At 73.0% G+C, this 22,597-nt stretch carries 7 protein-coding genes and 4 pseudogenes (1 of these 11 only partly in view); 3 read left to right on the top strand and 8 right to left on the bottom strand.

Annotation, left to right across the window (positions count from 1 at the left end; translation table 11 throughout):
• Positions 1-75 precede the first annotated feature (75 nt).
• Both ACFZCY_RS18715 and ACFZCY_RS18710 read left to right on the top strand, forming a co-directional pair.
• Positions 76-1,485 carry an amidase family protein gene (locus ACFZCY_RS18715; protein ID WP_391174230.1) on the top strand — a complete coding sequence of 470 codons (1,410 nt, stop codon included), beginning with the start codon at positions 76-78 and terminating at the stop codon, positions 1,483-1,485.
• A 163-nt stretch (positions 1,486-1,648) separates the two neighbouring features.
• Positions 1,649-1,766: pseudogene (locus tag ACFZCY_RS18710) on the top strand (transcriptional regulator); the annotation flags it as partial.
• Positions 1,767-1,822: 56 nt separating this feature from the next.
• On the opposite strand, the pseudogene ACFZCY_RS18705 reads toward ACFZCY_RS18710, so the two are convergent.
• A pseudogene (locus ACFZCY_RS18705) lies at positions 1,823-2,388 on the bottom strand (aldehyde dehydrogenase family protein); the annotation flags it as partial.
• Positions 2,389-2,526: 138 nt separating this feature from the next.
• Entirely contained in the window at positions 2,527-2,997 is a 471-nt protein-coding gene (locus tag ACFZCY_RS18700; RefSeq protein ID WP_391174232.1) for a DJ-1/PfpI family protein, read from the bottom strand.
• A gap of 96 nt (positions 2,998-3,093) precedes the next feature.
• Between ACFZCY_RS18700 and ACFZCY_RS18695 the strand changes: the two are divergent.
• Positions 3,094-4,065: pseudogene (locus ACFZCY_RS18695) on the top strand (integrase).
• Here the strand turns inward: ACFZCY_RS18695 and ACFZCY_RS18690 are convergent.
• The 6 genes and pseudogenes from ACFZCY_RS18690 to ACFZCY_RS18665 form a co-directional block, all read right to left on the bottom strand.
• Positions 4,049-6,388 carry an ATP-binding cassette domain-containing protein gene (locus ACFZCY_RS18690; RefSeq protein WP_391174236.1) on the bottom strand — a complete coding sequence of 780 codons (2,340 nt, stop codon included), beginning with the start codon at positions 6,386-6,388 and terminating at the stop codon, positions 4,049-4,051. The pseudogene ACFZCY_RS18695 and the gene ACFZCY_RS18690 sit on opposite strands and share 17 nt — an antisense overlap.
• Positions 6,389-6,517: 129 nt before the next feature.
• Positions 6,518-6,688: pseudogene (locus ACFZCY_RS18685) on the bottom strand (electron transfer flavoprotein subunit alpha/FixB family protein); the annotation flags it as partial.
• A gap of 58 nt (positions 6,689-6,746) precedes the next feature.
• Positions 6,747-6,902, bottom strand: coding sequence for a hypothetical protein (locus tag ACFZCY_RS18680; protein WP_391174239.1), 156 nt, complete (start codon positions 6,900-6,902; stop codon positions 6,747-6,749).
• Positions 6,903-7,258: 356 nt separating this feature from the next.
• The gene (gene fabD, locus ACFZCY_RS18675) at positions 7,259-10,684 is read right to left on the bottom strand and encodes an ACP S-malonyltransferase (RefSeq protein ID WP_391174242.1); all 3,426 of its coding nucleotides are present in this window, start codon (positions 10,682-10,684) and stop codon (positions 7,259-7,261) included.
• The gene (locus tag ACFZCY_RS18670) at positions 10,681-12,840 is read right to left on the bottom strand and encodes a beta-ketoacyl synthase N-terminal-like domain-containing protein (protein WP_391174245.1); all 2,160 of its coding nucleotides are present in this window, start codon (positions 12,838-12,840) and stop codon (positions 10,681-10,683) included. Before ACFZCY_RS18670 ends, fabD begins: the two co-directional genes overlap by 4 nt.
• On the bottom strand, positions 12,837-22,597 hold the end of the coding sequence (locus ACFZCY_RS18665) for an amino acid adenylation domain-containing protein (protein ID WP_391174248.1). The gene runs 12,079 nt beyond the window's last position; only the last 9,761 of its 21,840 coding nucleotides appear in the window; its start codon lies off the right edge, out of view — the gene reads right to left on this strand; it ends in the stop codon at positions 12,837-12,839. Before ACFZCY_RS18665 ends, ACFZCY_RS18670 begins: the two co-directional genes overlap by 4 nt.

Raw genomic sequence — 22,597 nt, 5'->3', positions numbered from 1 at the left:
ACCGGTGCCGAAACGGCCGCGACCGGCCATCCTGCGGGTACCTTGATCTTGGCGGCTGGTGGAAGGGGCAGGTAGATGTCCGAAAGCGACATCTGTTATCTGGACGCGACCGCGTTGGCGGAGCTGATTGCCACGCGGCAGGTCTCCGCGGTGGAGGTGGTGCGGGTCTTCCTGGCTCGCATGGAGGCAGTCAATCCGCAGGTCAACGCCGTGGTGACGGTCCTTGGCGAGCAGGGGCTCGCCGCGGCACGCGCCGCGGACGAGACCATGGCGGCCGGCGACGCGGTGGGTCCGTTGCACGGTGTGCCGTTCACCGTCAAGGACTCGCTGGACGTGGCGGAAGCGGTGACCACGCGCGGCTCGGCACTGTTCCGGGACCATGTCCCGGTGGCGGACGCCACCGCGGTGGCCCGGCTACGGGCGGCCGGTGGCATTCCTCTGGCCAAGACGAACCTGCCCGAGTTCTCCTACTGGACCGAGACCGACAACCTGATCGTCGGCAGGTCCCGCAATCCGTGGAACGGCGAGCGGACTCCGGGTGGCTCCAGTGGCGGTGAGTCAGCCGCCATCGCCGCCGGGATGTCGCCGCTGGGACTGGGCAGTGACGTGGCCATCTCCGTGCGCGGCCCGGCCCACGACACCGGCATTCTCGCCCTCAAGGCGACCAGGGGCCGGGTACCGATCACGGGGCACTGGCCCCGGGTTCCCAGCCGCTACTGGCACGTCGGCCCGATGGCGCGCAGTGTGCGGGACATCGCCACCGCGTTTCGGATTCTCGCCGGGCCCGACGGTGTCGACGGTCACGTACGGCACTCGCCGCCACACGCGGAGGGGCCGCGGGCCCTGGCCGGGTTGCGGGTGGGCTGGGCGGGCGAGCCCGCGTTCGGCCCGGTGGACCACGAGGTGATGGCCACCGTCACAGCCGCCGCCGACGCGTTGCGGGAGCTGGGCTGTGCGGTCGACCCCGCACCGCCGGCCGGGCTGGAGGCGATCGACGCGACCGAGTTGAGCGCGGTGCTGTACACCGCCGAGGTGGCGCCGTACTTCCGGCAGGTGGTTGCCGACCGCGAGTCCGAAGTACACCCCGTCATCCGGCGGACGATCAGCGCCCCGGAGGTGGCACCCGCCGACTACGTCACCGCACAGCAGCAGGTCGACGCGCTCAGCTCGCTGTTCGCCGCATACTTCGAGCGCTACGACGTGCTGCTGTGCCCGGTGTGCCCCGTCCCCGCCCCACCGCATGCCCAGTCGACGTTCCGCGTCGGAGACGTGACCGTTCCGGCGCGCGGCATCATGCGCGCGACCGTTCCGTTCAATCTCACCGGCCTGCCCGCCCTGTCGTTGCCGTTCGGGACCACCACCGACGGTCTGCCGATCGGTGTTCAGCTCGTCTCGCGCTGGTATGACGAGGCGAGCGTCCTGCGCTTGGGCGCAGCTTTGGAGACGATCAGCCCCATCCGTCACCGCCGTCCTGACCTGGGCTGACGTGGGGACTGTGGCGTCGCGCGCCACCGCGAGGAGGCACTCCTGGACAGGCCCGATCTGTGGGTGGGACCATCGCACCCACCCACAGGTTCGTCCTCCGGACCAGCCTTCCCGTTGTGAAAGCGAGAACCAACTCGGCGACTATCTGCGCGCCCGCCGTGTGATGACGTTGCCGCGGGATGTCGGGTTCCCTGACGGCGGTTCCCGCCGAGTTCCCGGTTTGCGGCGGGACGAAGTGGCATTGCTCGCCGGGGGGCACTGACTACTACATCCGGCTTGAGTAGGGCCGCGAGCGGAACCCCTCTGACCAGGTGCTCCAGGAGATCGCTCGGGCGGGCGTGGACCCGGTGAAGGACAGTTTGCGCAGCCTGCGGTCCTGGAAAAGGGGCTCGGTGACAGCGGCGGCACGGGTGGTGGGGATGACGTTGAGGACGCCGTCGGGCAGGCCCGCGTCGGTGAGCACACCGGCGAGTGCGGCCGTCGTGAGCGGTGTCTGCGGGGCGGGTTTGACGATCATGGTGCGGCCGGCCGCCACCGCCGGTCCGATCTTGCGCGCGGGCATGGCCAGTGGTGCGTTCCACGGTGTTATCAGCAGGTGCCTGCTCGGGTGATCAGCAGCGCGAACTCCTCCTTGCGCTCCAGCAGGAGGTCGTGAGCCTGGCGCAGTATCTGCCCGCGGCGACGCGGCGGAACGCAAGCCCATGCGGACTGCGCCGCATGCGCGGCATCGAGGGCGGCTGCCGCATCGACCGGTGAGACGTCAGCCACCTCGCACAGCGTCTGGCCCGTCGCGGGGTCCTCCACCGCGAACTTCGGGTCTCCCGCTGCCGGCCGCCACTGGCCGGCGATGAGCAGCCCCTTCTCCACACGACCGATGACGTCATGCGGTGCGGTTGTTTCCATGGGACGCTTCTTTCTGGAATCGAGAGGGTGATTCCGCCAGTGACGCTTGAAGAATGGGCCCTCGCGGGGGCAAGGGCGCACTCGTGTGTCCGGGCAGCTCAGATGGTGCGAGGTGCGGACGGCTGATGCGGAGCTGTGTCAGCGGAGCGCGGCGATCATGTCCTCGGCCATCTTGGCGCTGGAGGCGGGATTCTGGCCGGTGAACAGGTTGCCGTCGGTGACGTTGTGCTGCTGGTAGGCCGTACCACCGGTGTGGATCGCGCCCATCTCCCGCAGGCGGGAGGCGAGCAGCCACGGGGCTCCTTCGGCGGTGCCGAACAGCTGCTCCTCCTCGTCGGTGAACGCCGTCATCCTGCGGCCGGCGAAGAGCCAGTTGCCTTCCGCGTCCTTGGCGCTCAGCAGTGCGGCCGGACCGTGGCAGACAGCACCGATGAGCTTGCCGCCCTTGTCCGCCTGAGCCAGCAGCCCGCCCAGGTGGGCGTCATCGAAGAGGTCGACGACCGGGCCGTGACCACCGGGCAGAACCACCGCAGCGTAGTCGTCGATGTCGACCTCGTGGAGCTTCAGCAGCGGACCGAATGCCTTCAGCGCCTGCTGGGCGTGCTCCACGTGGCGGCTACAGTCCTCTCCGGCGACCTGTGCCGCTCGAAAAGTCATCGCCGCAGCTGAGCGGGGTGCGGTCAGTTCGTTGAGATTATGCCTTGCATGATCGTGTCCTTGTTGTACAAGGTGACCCGGAAGCTGCTGACGGTTCCATCGGTACTCCTCCGCCGTGGGACGGCGAAGGACGCCGAACTGTTGGTGCTGCGGCACGGGAACGCGGTCCCGCGCCGCCAGTTGTTCGCCGTCCTGTCCGGGCTGATACCCCGACGCCACTGGCTCAAGGTCTTCCCTGTCACCCCCGGAACCGTGCTCGCCTGACACCGCAGGTTCATCACCGCGAAGTGGGACTACACCGCGCGCCGTGGCACCGGACGCCCGCCCACCCCGCAGCGGTTCAAGAAGCTCGTCCTGCGGTTGGCCAGGGAGAAGCCGAGTCGGGGACACCGGCGGATCCAAGGGGAGTTGACCCGACTCGCACACCGGATCGCCGCTTCGACGGTCTGGTAGATCCTCAACGCGACCGGCATCGCCCCCGCGCCACGTCACTCAGGCCCCAAGTGGCACGAGTTCCGGACCACGCAAGCCGAGGGGATCATCGCGGCAGACTTCTTCCACATCGACACCGCCCTCGGCAGGCGGTTGTACGCGCTGATGTTCCTCGAGCACGGCACCCGGCGACTGCACATCACCAAGGTCACAGCCCGCCCGACGCGGGACCGGACGGTGCAGCAGGCGCGGAATCTCACGGCCGGCCCTGGCATACGCATCGAGTCCCTGCGCTTCCTGCTGCGCGACCGCGATGGCAAGTACGGCGAGGCCTTCGACGCCGTCTTTCGGGCCGATTGGAGGGAGATTCTCAACAGTGCGCCACAGGCTCCCCGCATGAACGCGCACTGCGAACGCATCATCGGCAGCATCCGACGCGAAGCCCTCGACCACATCCTCATCACGGGTGCCGAGCGCGGCTTGCCCGGGCCTGCCGCGAAAGCATGGGGCGGGCACGACGGCAATCGCGTCCGCACGGGGCGGAAGGCGAACGTCACCGGGCGGGCCGCTGTCAGTCTACCGGCGTGATCATCCGAGCCAGGTACGGTCCGGTCACGCTCCCCTCCGCCCGGGCCACCTCGGTCGGCGTTCCCGCCGCCGCGATCCGCCCGCCCGCGTCACCGCCGCCGGGTCCCAAGTCGATCACCCAGTCGGCGCCCGCGACCACGGCCATGTCGTGCTCGACGACCACCACGGTGTGCCCGGCGTCGACGAGGGCGTTCAGCTGGTGCATCAGCACCTCCACGTCGGCGGGGTGGAGGCCGGTCGTGGGCTCGTCGAGGACGTACAGGGTGTGGCTGCGGCGCCCGTGACGCAGTTCACTGGCCAGTTTGATGCGCTGGGCCTCGCCGCCGGAGAGCTCGGTCGCGGGCTGTCCGAGACGCAGATAGCCGAGGCCCATCTCGAGCAGGGTGCCGAGACTGCGGGCTGCCGCCGGAACGTCCTCGAAGAACTCCGCAGCCGCCTCGACCGTCAGGTCCAGCACCTGCGCGATGGTCCGCCCCCGGTAGCTCACCTGTAGTGTCTGCGAGTTGTAACGGGCGCCACGGCACTCCGGGCAGGGCGTGTACGTGCTCGGCAGGAACAGCAGCTCCACGCTCACGAAGCCTTCGCCCTGGCAGGTCTCGCAGCGCCCGCCCGCCACGTTGAACGAGAACCGCCCGACACCGTAACCACGTTCGCGCGCCCCGTCCGTGGCCGCGAACACCTTGCGTACGACGTCGAAGAGGCCCGTATACGTCGCCAGGTTGGAGCGAGGCGTACGGCCGATGGGCTTCTGGTCGACCGACACCAGCCGTCCCACGCCCGCCAAGTCCTCGCTGATCTCACCGATGAGCGTGGATTTCCCGGATCCCGATACCCCGGTGACCGCGGTGAGGACGCCCAGCGGGAATTCGGCCGTCACCCCGCGCATGTTGTGCCGGGTCACCGGTCCGACCTTCACCTGTCCCCGAGGGGAACGGACGTGGCGTGCCGGTGTGGGGGAACGGCCGAAAAGGAAGCGAGCCGTCACCGACTCCGCGACCTCGGCCAGCCCCGCCACCGGCCCGCTGTGCAGCACACTGCCGCCGTGCTCACCGGCGAGTGGCCCCACGTCCACGAGCCAGTCGGCGCCGCGCATCACGTCAAGGTGGTGCTCCACCACGAAAACCGAATTGCCCGCGGTCTTCAAACGGTCCAGCACGGCGAGCAGGGCTTCGGTGTCCGCCGGGTGCAGTCCGGCGGAGGGTTCGTCGAGGACGTACACCACGCCGAACAGCCCGGATGGCAACTGCGCGGCCAGCCGCAGCCGTTGCAGCTCCCCCGCCGACAGGGTGGGCGTCGCACGGTCCAGACTGAGATAGCCGAGTCCCAGTTCGAGGACCGGCTCGATACGGGACCTGAGATCGTCGGTGAGGACACGTGCCGTCGAAGAGGTGCCCGCCGGCAGATCGGCCAGTTCCGCCAGCGGCAGCGCGGCCAGCTCGGCGATCGTGTGGCCCGCGTAGGTCACCGCCAGTGCCTCGGGCCGCAGCCGGCTCCCGCCGCACGCTGGGCAGGGCGCACTCTCCAGGAAACGTTCCGCCTTCGCCCGCAGGGTCGGGCTCTTGGTGTCCGAGAACGTCTTCAGCACATACCGCCGGGCGCTCATGTACGTGCCCCGGTACGGCCGTTGGATGCGATGGGCCTCCCGCACCGATTGCACCGTCACGACCGGCTGCTCGTCCGTGAACAGGATCCACTCCCGCTGTTCGGCGGGTAGTTCGCGCCAGGGCCGACGCACGTCGTATCCGAGCGCATCGAGGATGTCGCGCAGGTTCTTGCCCTGCCACGCACCGGGCCACGCCGCGATGGCGCCCTCACGGATGGACAGTGAGTCGTCCGGGACCAGCGCTTCCTCGGTCGTGTGGTGCACCCGGCCGAGCCCGTGGCACTCCGGACAGGCCCCGGCCGCCGTGTTCGGGGAGAAGGCATCCGAGTCGAGGCGCTCCGCGCCAGGTGGGTAGTGGCCCGCGCGGGAGAAGAGCATCCGCAGGGAGTTGGACAGGTTCGTGATCGTCCCGACCGACGAGCGGGACGTAGGCGCGGCGCGGCGTTGCTGCAGCGCGACGGCGGGCGGCAGGCCGGTGATCTCAGCGACCTTCGGTGCGCCGACCTGGTGAATGAGACGACGGGCGTACGGCGCCACCGACTCGAAATAGCGGCGCTGTGCCTCGGCGTAGATCGTGCCGAACGCCAGCGACGACTTGCCGGAGCCGGACACGCCGGTGAACACCGCCAGCACGTCGCGCGGAATGTCGACGTCCACGCCCTTGAGGTTGTGCTCGCGGGCGCCGCGGACGCGGACGTACGATGCGTTGGGACCGGACACGGTGGAGAACTCCGTACGGGTCGTGCGCTGAGCAGGGACAAACCCCGCGATTTCCTGCGAGGGGCACGCGACCATTCGGGCGTCCCGGCCGGCGGCCAGGGCGGCGGGCCTGGTAGCGCCTGGGCGGGATCAGCCGTTGCGGGTCTTGATCTCGTCGGTCAGCCGGGGGACGACGTCGAAGAGGTCGCCGACGACACCGTAGTCGACGAGGTCGAAGATCGGGGCATCGGGGTCCTTGTCGACGGCCACGATCGTCTTGGAGATCTGCATGCCGGCGCGGTGCTGGATGGCGCCGGAAAGATGCACCAGGCCGCACGACAAGCCGACCGGGACCCCGACCGGATCTCCTTCAACCCGCTCACTGCGCGTGGTGCGCCGCCAGGTCACCGACCAGGCGGCGTTGCCCCCCGGCCGACTCGCCCGCGCGATCAAAGCCACCCACGCTGGACTCCTCGAACGCCTCCTGCCGGAGCGACGCCGCCGGATCGGCCGCGCCCAGGTTCCCGGTCGTCACCCTCCGTCGAGCCGGTGTCGATCCCCGGCGGGCACCGGGCCCGGGTCGCCACCAGGGTTCGTCCCTGGGGCAACGGGACGGCAGCCCCGGGATCGTTGTCGGTGGGTGCCGATCGGCATCCGCTGCGGCGAAGGAGTTGGCGATGGTGGATTTCAGGATCGAGGTCGTGGTCGTCCCGGTCTCGGGCCGTGCACTGGGCAAAGGACTTCCATGGCCTGTGGGTGCCGGAAAGTATGTCACCTGGCCTGACCTGCTGGTTCGAGTTTGCCAGAGCTCGGGTAGCCGCAGAGCGTTCTGGGGGAGCATGCGGTCGTGGTGATACGGCCAGTATTTCCGGCACCCACAGGGGCCGACCGCTATCCAGCGGCCAGGAATGATGCGCTCCGCTGCTGCAGCAGCCGGGCGGTCTCCGACAGGAGCCGGTCGGCCACCGCGTCCACGTTCCGCGCCTGCCACGGTTCCAGGCCGGTGCCCTTGACCCAGTGGTTGAAGGCACCCATGGCCGGCCCGCAGTACACCAGGTAGTCCACCCGCCGCCCGGGGGTGCCGGTGCGGGCCAGCTCGAATCCGCGGTCGAGGTAGGACCGGAAGGCGAGGGCGAGCCTGCGCTTGGCGCCCACCTCCTGGCCGTCGGCCGCTGCGGGAGCGTCCTGGGCCAGGGCGTCGCGCCAGGCATCCTCGAAGGGGCGCCGCAGGTAGGTTTCCTCGATCTGCCGCCGTGTCCCGGCGTCGATGTCGGCGAACGAGTCGTGCAGGCGCCACAACTGGTACAGCCGGTCGGCGCGGGCCGGGAGGAATACACCACGCTTGACCACCCTGGCCCGCACGCCGAGTTCGAACATCTCGCTCCACGGCGCCGGCTCGGTGTCCTGTACGTCGAGGCGCTGGAGCATGTCCTTGACCTCGGTGCTCGTCGCCGCCTCCACGGTGCACTGGTTCACCGAGCCGGTGACCAGGAATTCGGCCCCCAGGACGATGGCGGCCGCCGCGGCCTCCGGCGTGCCGATGCCACCCGCCGCGCCCACGTGCACCCGCGGCCACGGTCCGGCCAGGGTGTCGCGCAGCCGCAGCACGGCCGGCAGCAGCGTGGCCAGGCCGGCCGCGTCGGTGTGCCATCCGGCGCCGGCCTCGACGCACAGGTCGTCCGCCATCGGTAGCCCGGCCGCGCGGGCGGCCTCCTGCTCGGTCACCTCGCCCCGCTCGGCGAGGCCTCGCACCACCTCGTCGGGGGCGGGCCGGAGGAACGCCTCGGCGGTGTCCGTACGGGAGACCTTGGCGATGATCCGGCCGCCCTTCAGGCGGTACTTGACCAGGGCCGGGGTGATCCTGAGGAAGCCGGACGCCTCGATGGTGCCGATGCCCAGCCGTAGCAGCAGATCGACCAGAGCCTGCTCCTGCTGGGGGTGTGCGTTGCGGTGCAGCAGGTTCGCCCCGAACGGCCCGTCGGGGCCCAGCTCGGCCTGGATGCCGCGCAACCCGGCCTCGACCTCCGCGAGCGGCAGCCCGCCGGTGCCGAAGAAGCCCATGCCGCCGGCCTTGCCGAGCCGCGCGATGAGCGCCTCGGACGATATGCCGCCGTACATCCCGCCCGCCAGGTAGGCCAGGCGCAGACCGTAGCGGGCGCGGAAACCGGCCGCCCCCAGGTCCTCGGCGGCCGGCGCGCGCCGGACCGTGGGCGCCGGGGCGGGAGTTGCGACGGGGGCCGGGACGGCAGGGACCACGGGCACAGCGGCGGTGGCCGCCGGTGCGTCCGGGGCGGGTACGACTGGTGCCGGCACCTCCGGGGCCCGGACCACCGCCGCGGCGGCCGGGGGCTCGGTACGGACCGGGGCCGCCACGACCGCGGCCGGCACGGCGGCGGGCCGGGGCACAGCCCGGGGCGCCACGTCGGGCTCGGTCAGCGGCAGGGGGGTCGAGCCCTCGCGGATCTTCCGGGTCATCTTGGTCAGTGCCCGGCCGGGGCCCAGCTCCTCGAACTCGAAGTCCCCCTGCGCCATGAGACGGCGGACGGTATCCACCCACCGCACCTGCCCCACGATCTGACCGGCCAGCGTCTCCCGCACCCGGTCCGGGCGGTACGGGCGGGCGTCCACGTTCGCGATCACCGGGATCCGCGGCGGCCGCAACTCCGCGCCGTCCAGCAGCTCCCGGAATTCCTCGGCCGCGTCGCGCATGTAGCGGGAGTGGAACGGGGCGCTCACGTTGAGCACCACCACCTGGGCGCCCCGGCCCTCGAACACCGCACGGGCGCGGTCGATGTCCGGCGTGGGACCGGCCAGCACGATCTGCTCCGGGGCGTTGTGGTTGGCGATGTCCAGGGCGGTCAGCCCGGAGTCCGACAGCGCCGACTTCACAGCTTCGAGGCCCAGGCCCAACACGGCGGCCATGCCCCCGCCGGTGGCCCGGCCCATCAGCTCGCCGCGCCGCTGGACCAGGCGCAGCCCGGTGGCGAAGTCGAAGACGTCCGCGGCGAAGAGCGCCACGTACTCGCCGAGGCTGTGCCCGACGAGCCAGTCCGCCGGGCGCGGATCCTGGCGGCTGCGCCGCTGGTACGTCAGCGCCTCGACCACGTACAGCGCGGGCTGGGTGTACTCGGTGCGGCGCAGGCGGCCTTCGGGGTTGTTCAGGCACAGGTCGCGGATGGAGTAGCCGAGGATCTCGTCCGCCTGGGCGACCAGCTCGGGGAACTCGTCGAACAAGTCCGCACCCATGCCCTTGGCCTGGGAGCCCTGGCCCGGGAAGCCGAACACCTTCATTGTGTCTGCGCCTTTCGCGTGGGGTGTCGCAGGAGCGGGTGCGGGCCGGCTGCCGCCGGTGCCCGCGCAGTCCCATGCCCGGGCCAGTTGCCGGGTGTCCCGGGCGAAGGGAGTGAGCAGCGCCAGCGACTGCGACCGCGAGTCCGGCACGGCGGTGAGGTTGGCGCGTACGAAGTTGTGCAGCGTGCCCGACGGCCCGGCGTCGAGGTAAAGGTGCGGGCCCTGCGACTCCAGCGCCCTGACCGTCGCGGCGAACTCGATCGGATGCCGGGCGACCCGCCACAGGTGTTCCGCGGTGACCGCGCGCACCGGACCGGCGGTGGCGCTGGAGATCAGCGGGATCCGGGGCGGTCGCAGCTCCACGTCCGCCCACAGGGCGTCGAACGCCGCTCGTGACGGGTCCATCAGCCCGGAGTGGAAGCCGTGCGACACCGGCACCCGCTGGTACGCCACCTCACGGGCGGAGAGCAGCGCCTCGGCCCGGTCCAGGGCGTCCAGCGTCCCGGACACCACGAAGTGGGCGTCATAGTTGCGGGCCGCCAGGTCCAGGTCCCGGTGCAGGTCCGGTTCGCGGTGGTACAGGGCCGGTTCGGCGAGCACGGCGAGCATGCCACCGGGGGCGCAGTCGCCCGCCGAGCGGGCCATCCCGACGAGCCGGCGCAGGCAAGCGCCCGGCTCCATGACACCGGCCAGCACCGACGCCGTGTACTCGCCGAGGCTGGCGCCCAGCAGCAGATCGGGCGTCACACCGTGGGACATGAGGGTCTCGGCCAGCGCCAGCTCCACCATCACGATCGCCGGATGGGTGACGACGGTGTCGGTGAACGGCGCCGCAGCCGGGCGGTCCGGATCGTACAGCCGGGCGATGACGGAGCCGCCGACGTCCGGCGCGACGAGGTCGTCCAAGCGGCGCAGGGCATCCCGGAAGACCGGCTCATGGTCGTACAGCTCGCGGCCCATCTGGTAGTACTGCGAGCCCTGCCCGGAGAACATGAAGACGGTTCGCCGCCCGGTCCGCGGGGTCATCGGTCATCCTTCCCGAACGGGTAGCCGGGCAGCGGTATCCGCCCGGCTCCGCCGCGCCGGTGTGCGGCGCGCCAGTCCACCGGCACCCCGTTCACCCACAGCTCCGCGACCTTGTCCAGCTTTCCGAGGTCCAGCCACTTGCCGACCACCTCGCCCAGTTCCGGGTCGCCCGCGAACAGGCCGGCCACGGTCCCGGCCCCGGACGCCGTGCCCCGGTGACAGCCCTCCGCGGCGCTCTCCCCGGCGGCCAGCGCCTTCAGCCCGGCGATCAGTCCGGCGAGGTCACGTACCACGAACGCGGCCCGCTCGGTCATCGCCGCCCGGCCGTGCTGCAGGGTCCGGGCCACGGCGGCGAGGTCCGGCCCCGCCGCCCGGCCGGCGGCGTCACGCCCCGGCTCCTCGGTGGCGAGCAGCCGCGCCAGATCGGTGAGCGAGCGGGCCCGGTGGGCGACGGCCGGGTCGTACGTCCCGCCGGATTCGGCCTCGAGCAGCTCGCCGAGGCGGGCGAGGTGGCTGGGCTCCACACCGATTCCGGAAAACGGTTCGTCCTCGCCGATCTGGCCGGACTCCACCTCCAGCACTCCGGCCAGCAGCTCGCGCAACCGGGCCGGTGCCACCGGCTCCCGGTGCTCCGGGGCCGCCACCGGTGTCCGGGCCGCGGCGTCCTCCAGGAAGGCCGCGAGCCGGTCCGCGTACGCGCGCAGCCGCTCGGGGCTCTTCGCCGACAGCGGTACGAGGTGGTGCTCCGGTCCGCCCGCCGGGGACCGGGCGGGACGCTGCCCCTGATCCGCCGGCAGATGCTCCTCGACCACCACATGGACGTTGGTACCGCTGTGGCCGACGGAGTTGACCGCCGCCATCCGGGGGACGCCGGGCACGGCGGGCCATGGCCGGGGCACGTCGTCCAGTACGAACGCCGAACCGTCGAGTTCGATGAGCGGGCTGGGCTTGTTCAGCGTGGGAAGGCCGGCATGGAGGCCGTGCCGCATGGACAGCAGGATCTTGATCAGCCCTGCCGGGCCGGCGGCGGCCCGGGAGTGGCCGATGTGTGACGTGGCGCTGCCCAGAGCGCAGTAGCCGCTCTTGTCGCTGAACCGGCGGTAGGCCCGGGCCAGGGCGTTCGCCTCGGCCGGGTCGCCCAGGGGGGTGGCGGCGCCGTGCGCTTCCACGGCGCCGATCCGCTCCGGGTCGATTCCGTACCGCTGGTAGACCTCGCTGATGAGCTGCTCCTGTGCGGCGCCGTCGGGCGCGGCGCCGCTGGTGCCCGCCCCGCCCTGGTTGACACCGGTGGCCCGGATCACGCCATGGATGTGGTCGCCGTCCGCGATCGCGTCGGCGAGCCGCTTCAGCACCACCACGGCGACAGCTTCGGAGAAGACCGTGCCGTCCGCCGACGCGTCGAAGGTGCGGCACTCGCCGGAGGGCGAGAGCATCCCGCTCTCCGCCGCGGTGTCCAGCGCTTCTGGTTCCAGCCCGGCGTGCACACCGCCGGCCAGGGCCAGCGACGACTCACCACTGAGCAGGCTCTGACAGGCCAGGTGAAGGGCGACCAGCCCGGACGAGCAGGTGGTGTTCACCACCAGGGCCGGCCCGCGCAGGTCCAGGACGGCCGAAAGCCCGGCGGCCGCCTGGGCGTCGGTTGCGCGACCGGGTGACTCGTGCGGGTGGCCGGTGGGCTCGGCGCCGATGAACATGCCCGTACGGCTGCCGCGCAGCGTTCCCGGGTCATGACCCGCGTCCTCCAGAGCGTGCCACGCTTCCTGGAGCAGCAGCCGCTGGTGCGGGTCCATCGAGTCGGCCTCGTGCGGGCTGATGCCGAAGAACGGCGCGTCGAAGCCGTCCCGGTCCGGCAGGGCGCCGCCCCAGCGGTAGCCGGGCCCCTCGGCGCGGAGGTAGTGGGCCGGGAGTTCACCCACGGTGACACGGCCGGCCTCCAGGTTGCGCCAGAACTCCCGTACGTCCGAGGCGCCGGGAAACCGGCCGGCCATGCCGATGACGGCGATGTCCATCGGTGCCGACCGGGACGGCCACTGCCGCGGGGCAACCGAAGCGGCGGGCGGCGGCGCCGAAGCCTCCAGCAGGTTCCGGGCGCGCTCCCGGTCGAGGTTCCCGTTGGCGTAGAGGTGCAGTACGGACCGGAAGTCGGTGTTCGTCATCGGTGAGCTCCGTCGGTCGAGCCGGCATCCAGCAGGTCCAGGACGTCCTGGGCGGACAGTTCACCGGCCCGGAAGCGAGCCTCCAGGTCGGCCACCTGGCCGGGCGGCAGCGGCCCAGGGGGCGCGGGTGCGGCCGTCGGCGGTGTCGCGTGCGGTGCGGGTGCGGGTGCGGGTGCGGCCGGGGACGCGGTCACGGGCGTCGTGGCGTGGGCCGCCGCGGGCAGTGCGCCGGGGTGCCAGTGGCGCTCGCGTGCGAACGGGTAGGTGGGAAGCGGCACTCGGCGCGGCCGGGCGGCCGTCCACAGCCGCTGCCAGTCGAGTGCGCCGCCGGCCGACCAGTGGTCGGCCAGCTCCCGCAGCCGCCGCTGCGCGAGCCACCGCTCGACGGTCTCCGGCGCGGCGGGCGTGGCACCGAAGTCCCACGGGCCCGTGGCCGTGCCCGGTGTCCGCGCCCCGGTGAGGTAGGTGTCGAGATGGCGGCGCAGTTCGGCGGTGTCCGCCACGACGAAGGCCACCCGGCTTGCCATGGCGACCCGTCCGGTCTGCAGGGTGTGGGCCAGTTCCGGCAGCGACACGGGCGCCGTGCCACCGCCGCCCTCGCCGCCTTCGCCGTCTTCGGCGCCCAGGAAGGCGAGCAGCCGCCCCGCCAGGGCCCGCAGCCGGTCGTCGTCGCGCGCCGAGAGCGGGACGATCTGCGGCCCGTGGTCCCGGTGTTCCGGGCGTTCGGCGGCCGGTACGTACTCCTCCAGCACGATGTGGGCGTTGGATCCGGTGGCGCCGAAGGAGCTGAGACCGGCCCGCCGTGGCCCGCCCGCCGCCGGCTCGGGCCACGGCTCCGCGCGGTGCTGCAGGCGGAAGGGTGTGTTCTCCAGGTCGAGCAACGGATTGGCGGTCGTGGAGTGCAGGGAGGGCACCAGGGTGCGGTGGTGGAGCTGCAGCGCCGCCTTGGTCAGCCCGGCCAGCCCGCCCGCCGACTCGGCGTGGCCGATGTTGGACTTCACCGACCCCAGGGCGCAGAAACCGTTGTCGGCGGTGTGCCGGCGGAACGCTCGTAGCAGGCCCTGGACTTCGATGGGATCGCCGAGCTTGGTGCCCGTTCCGTGCGCCTCGACGCAGCCGATGGTGCGCGCGTCGACGCCGGCCCGGTCCAGGGCCTCGGAGATGACCGCCGCCTGGGCGGTCGGGCTGGGGACGATGGTTCCGCTGGTGGCGCCGACGTGGTTTACGGCAGTGGACCGGATGACGGCGTAGATGTGGTCGCCGTCCTGCTCGGCCCGGTCCAGCGGTTTGAGCACCACGGCGCCGACGCCCTCGGCCGAGACCCACCCGTCGCCCCCCGCGCCGAACGACCGGCAGCGCCCGTCGGAGGAGTGCATGTCGACCGCGCCGTAGGTCTGGTACTTCGCCGGGTGCAGCGACAGGTTCACCCCGCCGGCGATGGCCACCTCGCTCTCCCCGCGGGCCAGGCTCTCCACCGCGAGGTGCACGGTGGTCAGCGACGAGGAGCAGAGCGAGTCCACGGACATGCTGGGACCGTTGAAGTCGCAGAAGAACGAGACCCTGTTGGCGATCATTCCCTGGTTGAGGCTCACCGGGAGCGGCTTGCCGCCCACCGGCGCCGCCTGCGCGGCGATCAGGGAGTAGTCCTTGTGCATGGCGCCGGCGAAGACGCCGACCCGGCGGCGCTGTTCGGGCCCGCGCGGCGCGGCCAGCGCGGCCGGGGTGTAACCCGCGTTCTCGATCGCCTCCCAGCAGGTCTCCAGGAACAGCCGTTCCTGCGGGTCGGTGATCTCCGCCTCGGGCCGGGAGATACGGAAGAACTCGGAGTCGAAGCAGTCGGCGTCGGCGACGAAGCCGCCCCATCGGGACATCGGCACGCCGGTCCCGCCGGCCGTCTGCCACGGCCAGCGGTCGGCGGGGACCTCCGTCACCGCGTCACGGCCCTGGAGGAGGTTCTGCCAGTAGGCGTCGAGGCCGTCGGCTCCCGGATACCGGCCGGCCATGCCGATGACGGCGACCGGGACCGGCGGGGTCCCCGGGGCGGCGGTCCCCGCGGGAGCGGCCGCGGCGGCGGCGGCCGGGGCCGTGGCCGGGGGGCCGGTGAGCGTGCGGCGGGCCAGGGCGGGCCGCTCCAGCTCCGGGCGGCCGGTGGCCGGGCCGGTCCAGCCCTCCAGCACCGCGTGGGCGTTGGTGCCGCCGTCGGCGAAGCAGCTCACCGCCGCCACGAGCGGTGCGTCGGGCCACGGGTCCAGGCCGCGGGCGAAGGTGAACGGCGTGGCCGAGAGGTCGAAGTGCTCCGGCGGCTCCTGCCCGGACAGGAAGGGCACCAGCCGCCGGTTGCGCAGCATCAGGACGACCTTGATGAATCCGGCGATGCCCTCCGCGCACTGCGGGTGTCCGATGTTCGGCTTCACCGACCCGACGCTGCACGGGGCCGTGGAGGAGCCGCGGTAGACGGTCCGGATCGCCTTGAGTTCGGTCAGGTCGTGCACCGCCGAGCCGGCCGCGTTGGCCTCGATATGGGTCACCTCGTCCGCGCGCCTGCCGCTGCGTTCCAGTGCCTTGGCCATCACCGCCTGCTGCGCGGCCAGGCTGGGCGAGGCAGGGCCTGCGGTGCGGCCGTCGTTGTTGACCGCGATGCCCTTGAGCACCGCCTGGACCCGGTCGCCGTCGGCGAGTGCGCGGGCCAGCGGCTTGAGAACGACCACCCCGGCGCCCTCGGAGAGGACGATGCCCTGGGCCCGCCGGTCGAAGGCGTGGAACGCGGGATCCGGGCTGAGCAGCCCGCGCTGATCGAACAGCCGGTGGCCCGCGTCGTCGGCGAGCAGGGTCGCTCCGCCGACGACGGCCGCGTCCGCGTCACCGTCGCGCAGCGCCTGGGCGGCGGCCCGCATGGCGACCAGTGCCGAGGAGCACGCGGTGTCCACCACCACGCTGGGCCCACGCAGGTCGAAGAAGCGGGAGACGTTGGCCGCGAGGTAGTTCTGTCCGACGGCCACGATCGGGTTCCGGGTCCGGCTCAGCGTCGCGTCGTCGGGGAGGTGACGGCTGCGGGCGCCGATGTAGACGCCGACGTCCCGGCCCTTGAGGTCGGCCGGCCGGTAGCCGGCGTCGCCGAGGGCGAACAGCGTCTCCTCCAGGAGAACCAGCGCCTGCGGGTCCATGGCCGCGGCGTCCTCGTCGGAGAGCAGGAAGAAGCCCGGGTCGAAGCCGTCCCGGTCGATCAGCCCGGCGATCAGGCCGTCGCCACCGTCCCAGCGGTGCGCGGGGACGGGGGCGATGGCGGAGCGCCCCTCGCTGAGCAGTCGCCAGTACGCGGCCAGGTCCGGCGCTCCGGGGAAGCGGCAGGACATGCCGATCACGGCCATGTCGTCGGGTCCGGCGGCGCCTTGGGGCGCGTACGCGGGAACGTCCGCGGGCTCGGTGACGGACGTGGCCCCCCGGACGGGCACGGGCTCCGGCGCGGGTACGGGCTCCGGCGCGGGTACGGGCTCCGGCGCGGGTACGGGCTCCGGCGCGGGTACGGGCACGGGCTCCGGCACGGGCTCCTCGGCGGGACCGGTGCCGAAGGCCGCGGTGAACTCCGCCGGATACGTCTGTGCGAGCCAGCCCACGAAGGACTCCACCGTGGGGTGCTCGATGAACGCGGAGGGGTCCAGTTCGGCGCCCAGCCGCTTCCCGACGCTGCGCAGCAGCTGAACCATCATGATCGAGTCGGTCCCGTAGTCCTCGATCGGCGTGTCGGCCGCGAGCCTGTCCGGGTCGAAGTGCAGGTGCTCGGCGAGGAGGCCGAGCAGCCACGAGACAGCGGTCTCGGCGAGCTCCCCCGAGGGTCGTGGGCCGACCGGCTCGGCGGCCGGGGTGGGCTCCGCGGCCGGGGCCGGGGCGGCGGCCGGGACGTCGATACGGCGCCGCATCAGCAGTTCGGGACGCCAGACGGCGGAGTCCCGGACCACCGCGGGCAGGACCGCGGGTCCCGCGTCGTGCGTCACCAAGTGGTCGAGCAGGGCAGTCCCCTCGGACTCGGACAGACTGCCCAGGCCGGTGCGCAGGTAGCCGGGGCCGGGTTCCGCGTCGCCCATGCCGACACCGCTCCAGGACGGCCACTGCACGCTCAGCAGCGGCAGGCCGTGCGGCCTGGCCGCGGCCAGGTAGTCCGCGTAGGCGTTCGCCATGGCGTAGTCGCTCTGGCCCACGGCCGCGCTCGGCACCACGGCGGCGACCGAGGAGCAGACCACGAAGAACCTCAGCGAGCGGCCCGCGAAAGAGTCCACCAGTGCGTCCAGACCGGCGACCTTGGGGTCCATCACGCCCCGGACACCGGCGGCCGGCTTGCCCACGAAGGCGAGGTTGTCGCGGTCGGCGAACCCGGCGCTGTGAATGACACCGCCGACCGGGCCCAGGTCACGCTCGGCCTCGCTCACGGCGCGGGCCAGGTCGCCCGAGGCGGAACCGTCCAGCGGCAGCGACAGCACACGCACCTGGGCACCGGCCCGCTCCAGGTCGATCAGGGCGCCGAGCCTGCGGCCGAGCGGACCATCGTCGACGTGGGCCTCCCAGTCGGCCCGGTCCGGCAGTCGGGTCCGGCCGGTGAGCACCAGTCGGCGCACCCCCCAGTGCCGTACCGCGTGCCGGGCGAAGGCGAGGCCCAGGCCGCCGGTGCCGCCGGTGATCCACAGCACCGCGTCCTCGGGGAACGGCAGTACGCCGTCACCGCGCCCGGCTCCCACCGGGGTCTCCCGCAGCACCGCCCGGTAGCGCCGGCCGGCGCGGTGGCACACCTCGGCGTCCTCGCCGGTGTCCGCGAGTTCGGCGGCGATCTGCCGTATCACCGTCGGATCGTCGTCCGCGGGGTCCACGTCCACATGCCGCGACCGCACCTTCGCGTACTCGCTCTGCAGCATCCGGTACAGGCCGGCCCGCGCGGCGCCGGCGAGGTTGACCGGCTGCCGGCCGGTGTCCGCACCGCCGGCGGGCGGGGTCTCAAGGCCCCGGGTGACGCCGAGCAACAGCACCGGCTCCGCCGCCGAGGCCCGGGACACCAACTGCTGCACCCAGGGCAGCCAGTCGGCGGGGTCGTCGTGGATGCGGCGGGTGTCCTGCCCGGCGGGTGCGCACCCGGTCAGGTCGACGCACGCCTGGAACCGGCCCGGAGCGGGCATCCCGGCCAGGTCGGCCGGTTCCAGGACCTCCACCCGCGGCAGTTCACGGGCGAGCCGGTCCGCCAGCGCCCGGGTCCGCGCGGTGGCGAGGACGGCGACCGAGCGCGGCAGCGGACCGCCGGTGCCCGGTCCGGCCGGCTCCCAGCCCTTGGCGAGCAGCCGGGTGCCGTCCGGGGCCGGTACCGGCCCGGCCGGTACCGGCCCGGTGCGCTCCGCGGCCGGGACAGCGGGAGAGCCGGTCGCCGCGGCGATGTCGCCCAGGGTGCCGGGGTGGTGCTCGTCCAGGTAGGCGGCCAGATCGCGGATGGTCGTGTACTCGAAGAGGAGCGTGGGCGGCAGGTCCCGGCCGACGGCCTGCTCCAGCATGGTGACCAGATCCAGGACGCTGACCGAGTCGATGCCCAGCTCGTAGTAGCCGATGGCGGGGTTCAGCGTCTCCGGGGCGAGGCCCAGCCGGTCCGCCATGAGTCGGCGCAGCCGTTCCTGGGTGGGCGTCAGCGGCGCACCGTCCGGCCCCGCCGGGGGCCGGGGAGCCGGTGACGTCCGCGGAGCCGGGGCGGACAGTCCGGGCAGGGTGCCGGAGCGGATCAGCTTGCTGGACAGGCCGCGCAGCTCGGCGAGGATGCGCCCGTCGCCGTCCAGGAACTCGATCGTCAGCCTGGCGAGTTCGTCCCGAAGGCTGAGCGACGACCGGCGGACGCGGGCCGTGCACGGCCCGGTCAGCGGCGCCACCGCCCGGAACGACTCCACGTACATGGGCAGGAAGAACGCACCGTCCCGGCCGCCGCCGGACAGCAGCGAACCGGCCGCCACCGCTGCGCCGAGCAGCAGCGCCGGGTGGAACAGGTGGCCACCGGTACCGGCGCCGGACGGCGGTGTGAGTTCGGCGGTCAGTTCCTCGGCGTCCTCCCACACCCGGCCGCCGGCCCTGACGGCGCCGGAGTAGACCTGCCCGACGCGGCCGTCCCGGTCGTAGACGGCGCCCAGGTCCTCGGGCACGGCGGACGGTGCGGGGGCGGCGGGCCGCCGCGGGCCGGCGAACCGGACCGGGCCCGCCGACACCATCTCGGCCGTGGCGAAGGGCGTCGCGTCCGGCTGGGAGCGGTCCACGATCCGCACCGCCCAGCGGCCGGGGGCCAGGGGCCGGCCGTCCAGCGCGATCCGGGCGGGTTCCTCGGGCGTCACCACCAGCGGGCGCAGCACCGTCAGATCCCGCAGCTCCAGCTCGTCATGTGGCTGTCCCTGCCGGCGGAACACCTGGTGAATGAGGTCGATGTAGGCCAGGGCGGGAAGCAGCAGGTGCCCCGCGACCTGATGGCCGGCGATGACCGGGGTATCGGCGGAGAGAGTGATCTCCTCGTACATGGTGGTTCCTTGGGTTACGGCGGTTGCCCCGTCCGAGGGCCGCCGAGGCTGCCGCGACTCGGCGGGGGCGGCGGGGGCGGCGGACGGGCCGGGGTCCGGGGCGTGGTGCGGGGCGTGGTGCGGGAGAGCACTCCCGGGCGCCGCGAACCAGCACCTGTCGCGCGCGAACGGGTAGCCCGGCAGCTCCACCCGGGCCGGCGGCGGCCCGTCGTACAGCATCCGCCAGTCGACGGGGGCTCCGGCGGTCCAGGCGGCGGCCAGCGCCTCCGGGTCTGTCTCCGGGCCCGTCTCCGAGTCTGCCTCCGGGCCCGTCTCCGGGTCTGCCTCCGGGCCCGTCCCGGGCCGCGTACGGCGCGGTACGGTCCCCGTCCACACGCCCGGTGTGCTGTCCCGGCCGGCCAGGTACTCGCCGATCCGGGCCAGCAGTTCGGCGCGGTCACGGAAGACCACGGCCAGCCGGTGGGCCATCGGCTCCCGGCCGGACTGCAGGGTGTGGGCCAGCGCCGCGGGATCGGTGTCCGCGCCGTCGGTCCGCAGGAAGTCCGCCATGCGCCCGGCGTACGCGTCGAGCCGTGCGCGGTCCCGGGCCGAGAGTGCGAAGACGAACGGAGCGCGGGCTTTCGCCGTCGGAGGTGAGGGGGGCGGCACGTACTCCTCCAGCAGAACATGGGCGTTGGTGCCGCCCGCGCCGAACGCGCTGACCGCCGCGGTCCGCGGCAGCGGCCGGCCCGCCGCGTCGGTGCGTGGGGGCCATGCGGCGAGTTCCCGTTGCACCCGAAGCGGCGCCGCGTCGAAGTCGATGTTCGGGTTGAGCGGTTCGGCGTGCAGGGACGGGGCCAGCAGGCCGTGCCGGAACTGCAGCAGCACTTTGGTGACGGCCGCCATGCCTGCCGCCGACTCGGCGTGCCCGATGTTCGACTTCACCGACCCGATCGGAATCTTCCGTCCGTTCAGGTCGTGGCCGCGGAAGGCGCGCAGCAGCCCGCTGACCTCCACCGGGTCGCCGAGCGCGGTGCCGGTGCCGTGGGCCTCGATGTAATCCAGATCGCCCGGTGTCCAGGCCGCGCGGGCCAGCGCGTCGGCGATCAGGGTGCCCTGGGCCTTCGCGTTCGGCACGCTGAAGCCCTTGCCCGCGCCGCCGTGGTTGACCGCGGACCCCTTGATCACGGCGAGGATGCGGTCGCCGTCCGCCTCCGCGGCCGACCGGCGCTTCAGCAGCACCGCACCCGAGCCCTCGGCGGGCACATAGCCGTCCCCGTCCTCGCCGAAGCTGCGGCAGCGCCCGTCGGTGGACAGGAACCCGCCCCGGCTGAGCTGCAGATACTTCAGCGGATGACTGGAGACGTTCACCCCGCCGGCCACGGCCGTCTCGCAGTCCCCGCTCCGGATGGCCTGGCAGGCCAGGTGGATGGCGGTGAGCGAGGACGAGCACATGGTGTCCAGGCCCACGCTCGGCCCGCCGAAGTCGAAGAAGTACGACACCCGGTTGGCGACGGAGGCGTACGAGGAGGAGGTCGCGATGCCTTCACCGCGCAGCGCCTCCTCGACGCCGTAGAGCTGGTAGTGGCCGTACATCATGCCGACGAAGACTCCGGTACGGCTGCCCGCCATGGCCTCGCGGGTGAGGCCCGCGTCCTCCAGCAGGTGCCAGACCGTCTCCAGGAAGATCCGCTCCTGCGGGTCGATGTGGTCGGCCTCCACCTGCGACATCCGGAAGAACATCGGGTCGAACCGGTCCACGTCCCGCAGGAAGCCGCCCCACTTGGAGTACGACCTGCCCTGGGCCTCCTTGTCCGGGTCGAAGTAACGCGCGTGGTCCCAGCGGTCCTCCGGGATCTCCTCGACGCAGTCCCGGCCCTCCCGCAGGTTGTGCCAGAACTCCCGCAGATCGTCGGCGCGCGGGTAGCGGCCGCTCACGCCGGTGATGACGATGTCGTCGTCCGGGCCGCCCGGTGACGTGGCCGGTGCTTCCGGCACGGCGGCGGTGACGGCGGAGCGGGCGGCGGCGGGTACGGCGCTGCCGGGCACAGCGGCAGGAGCGGCCCCGTTCACCGGAGCGGGCACGGTGGCCACCTCCGCGGACGTCCCGGCCGCGGGAGCCCGCGGCACATCCTCGGCCGGCGGGTCCGGCTCCGCGACGCCCAGCACCCCGGGCAGCCGCCCGGCGTGTTCGGCCAGGAAGTAGCCGGCCAGTTCGGCCACCGTGAAGTACTCGAAGAACAGCGTCTTCGACAGCGTCCCGAAGTGCTGCTCCAGCGCCCGGGTCATGCTCATCACCAGCAACGAGTCGACGCCGTAGCGCTCGAACTGCTCGTCCGGCCGGATGTCCTCGGCCGGCATCTTCAGCTCCGCGGCGAGGAGTTCCCGCAGGAACCGCTCGGTCCTGCCCCGCAGATCGGGCAGGCCGTTCACGGGCCGGGCCGGCGCGCCCGGCTCACCGCGCGGTGCGGTGTGACCTGCCGTCAGGGCCCGCTCGATCACGGTGCCGTCGCCGGTGGCGAGCAGCAGCCGGGGCGCCCGGCCGGCCAGCGCCCGCTCCAGTCCGTCCAGCGCGACGTCCGCGGGAAGCGGGCTGAAGCCGAGCTCGCGCCGCATGGCCTGCTGGGCGGCGGCGTCCATGGCGATCCCGCCGTCCCGCCACAGCGGCCAGTTCACGGCGAGGCTCCGCCCGGTTCGGGTCCCGGCCTCGCGCCGCTCCTCGCGGCGCAGCACGAAGTGGTCCAGGAAGCCGTTGGCGAAGGCGTAGTCGGACTGCCCGACGCTGCCCAGGGCCGCCGCCGTCGAGGAGAAGGCCACGAAGTACTCCAGCGGCTCGTCACGGGTCTCCTCGTCGAGCCACAGCGCGCCCCGCACCTTGGGAGCGAGCACCGCCTCGGCGTCCGCGCGGGTCTTCCTCAGGACGAACCCGTCGCGCAGCACCCCGGCCGCGTGAGTGACGCCCGCGATCCGCCCGAACCGCTCGCGTGCGGTGCGGACCAGCGCCGCCACGTCCTCCCGCCGGGTCACATCGGCGCGTACGTGCGTGATCCGGGCACCGCCGTCCGCCAGCCGGGCGATCCGGGCCCGGGCCGCGGGCGACGGCTCCGACCGCGAGGCGAGCACGACGCTTGCGCCGCGCGCCGCGAGCCGCTCGGCGAGGTGCAGTCCGATGCCGCCGGTGCCTCCGGTCACCAGGTGCGCGCCGGGAGCCGCGAACGGCGAGGGCGCCGCGGCCTGCGGCAGGGCGGCCG

It is taken from the genome of Streptomyces sp. NPDC007983 (assembly GCF_042958345.1).
In the GTDB taxonomy this organism is placed as follows: Bacteria; Actinomycetota; Actinomycetes; order Streptomycetales; family Streptomycetaceae; genus Streptomyces.
The sequence above is the reverse complement of the archived record's forward strand: the minus strand, read 5'-3'. Positions and strand labels throughout refer to the sequence as shown.

Bases quoted from the DNA above. Each gene is read 5' to 3' on its own strand.
- ACFZCY_RS18670 (WP_391174245.1), bottom strand. From the start codon at position 12,840: ATGACGAACACCGACTTCCGGTCCGTACTGCACCTCTACGCCAACGGG.
- fabD (WP_391174242.1), bottom strand. From the start codon at position 10,684: ATGACCCCGCGGACCGGGCGGCGAACCGTCTTCATGTTCTCCGGGCAG.
- ACFZCY_RS18715 (WP_391174230.1), top strand. From the start codon at position 76: ATGTCCGAAAGCGACATCTGTTATCTGGACGCGACCGCGTTGGCGGAG.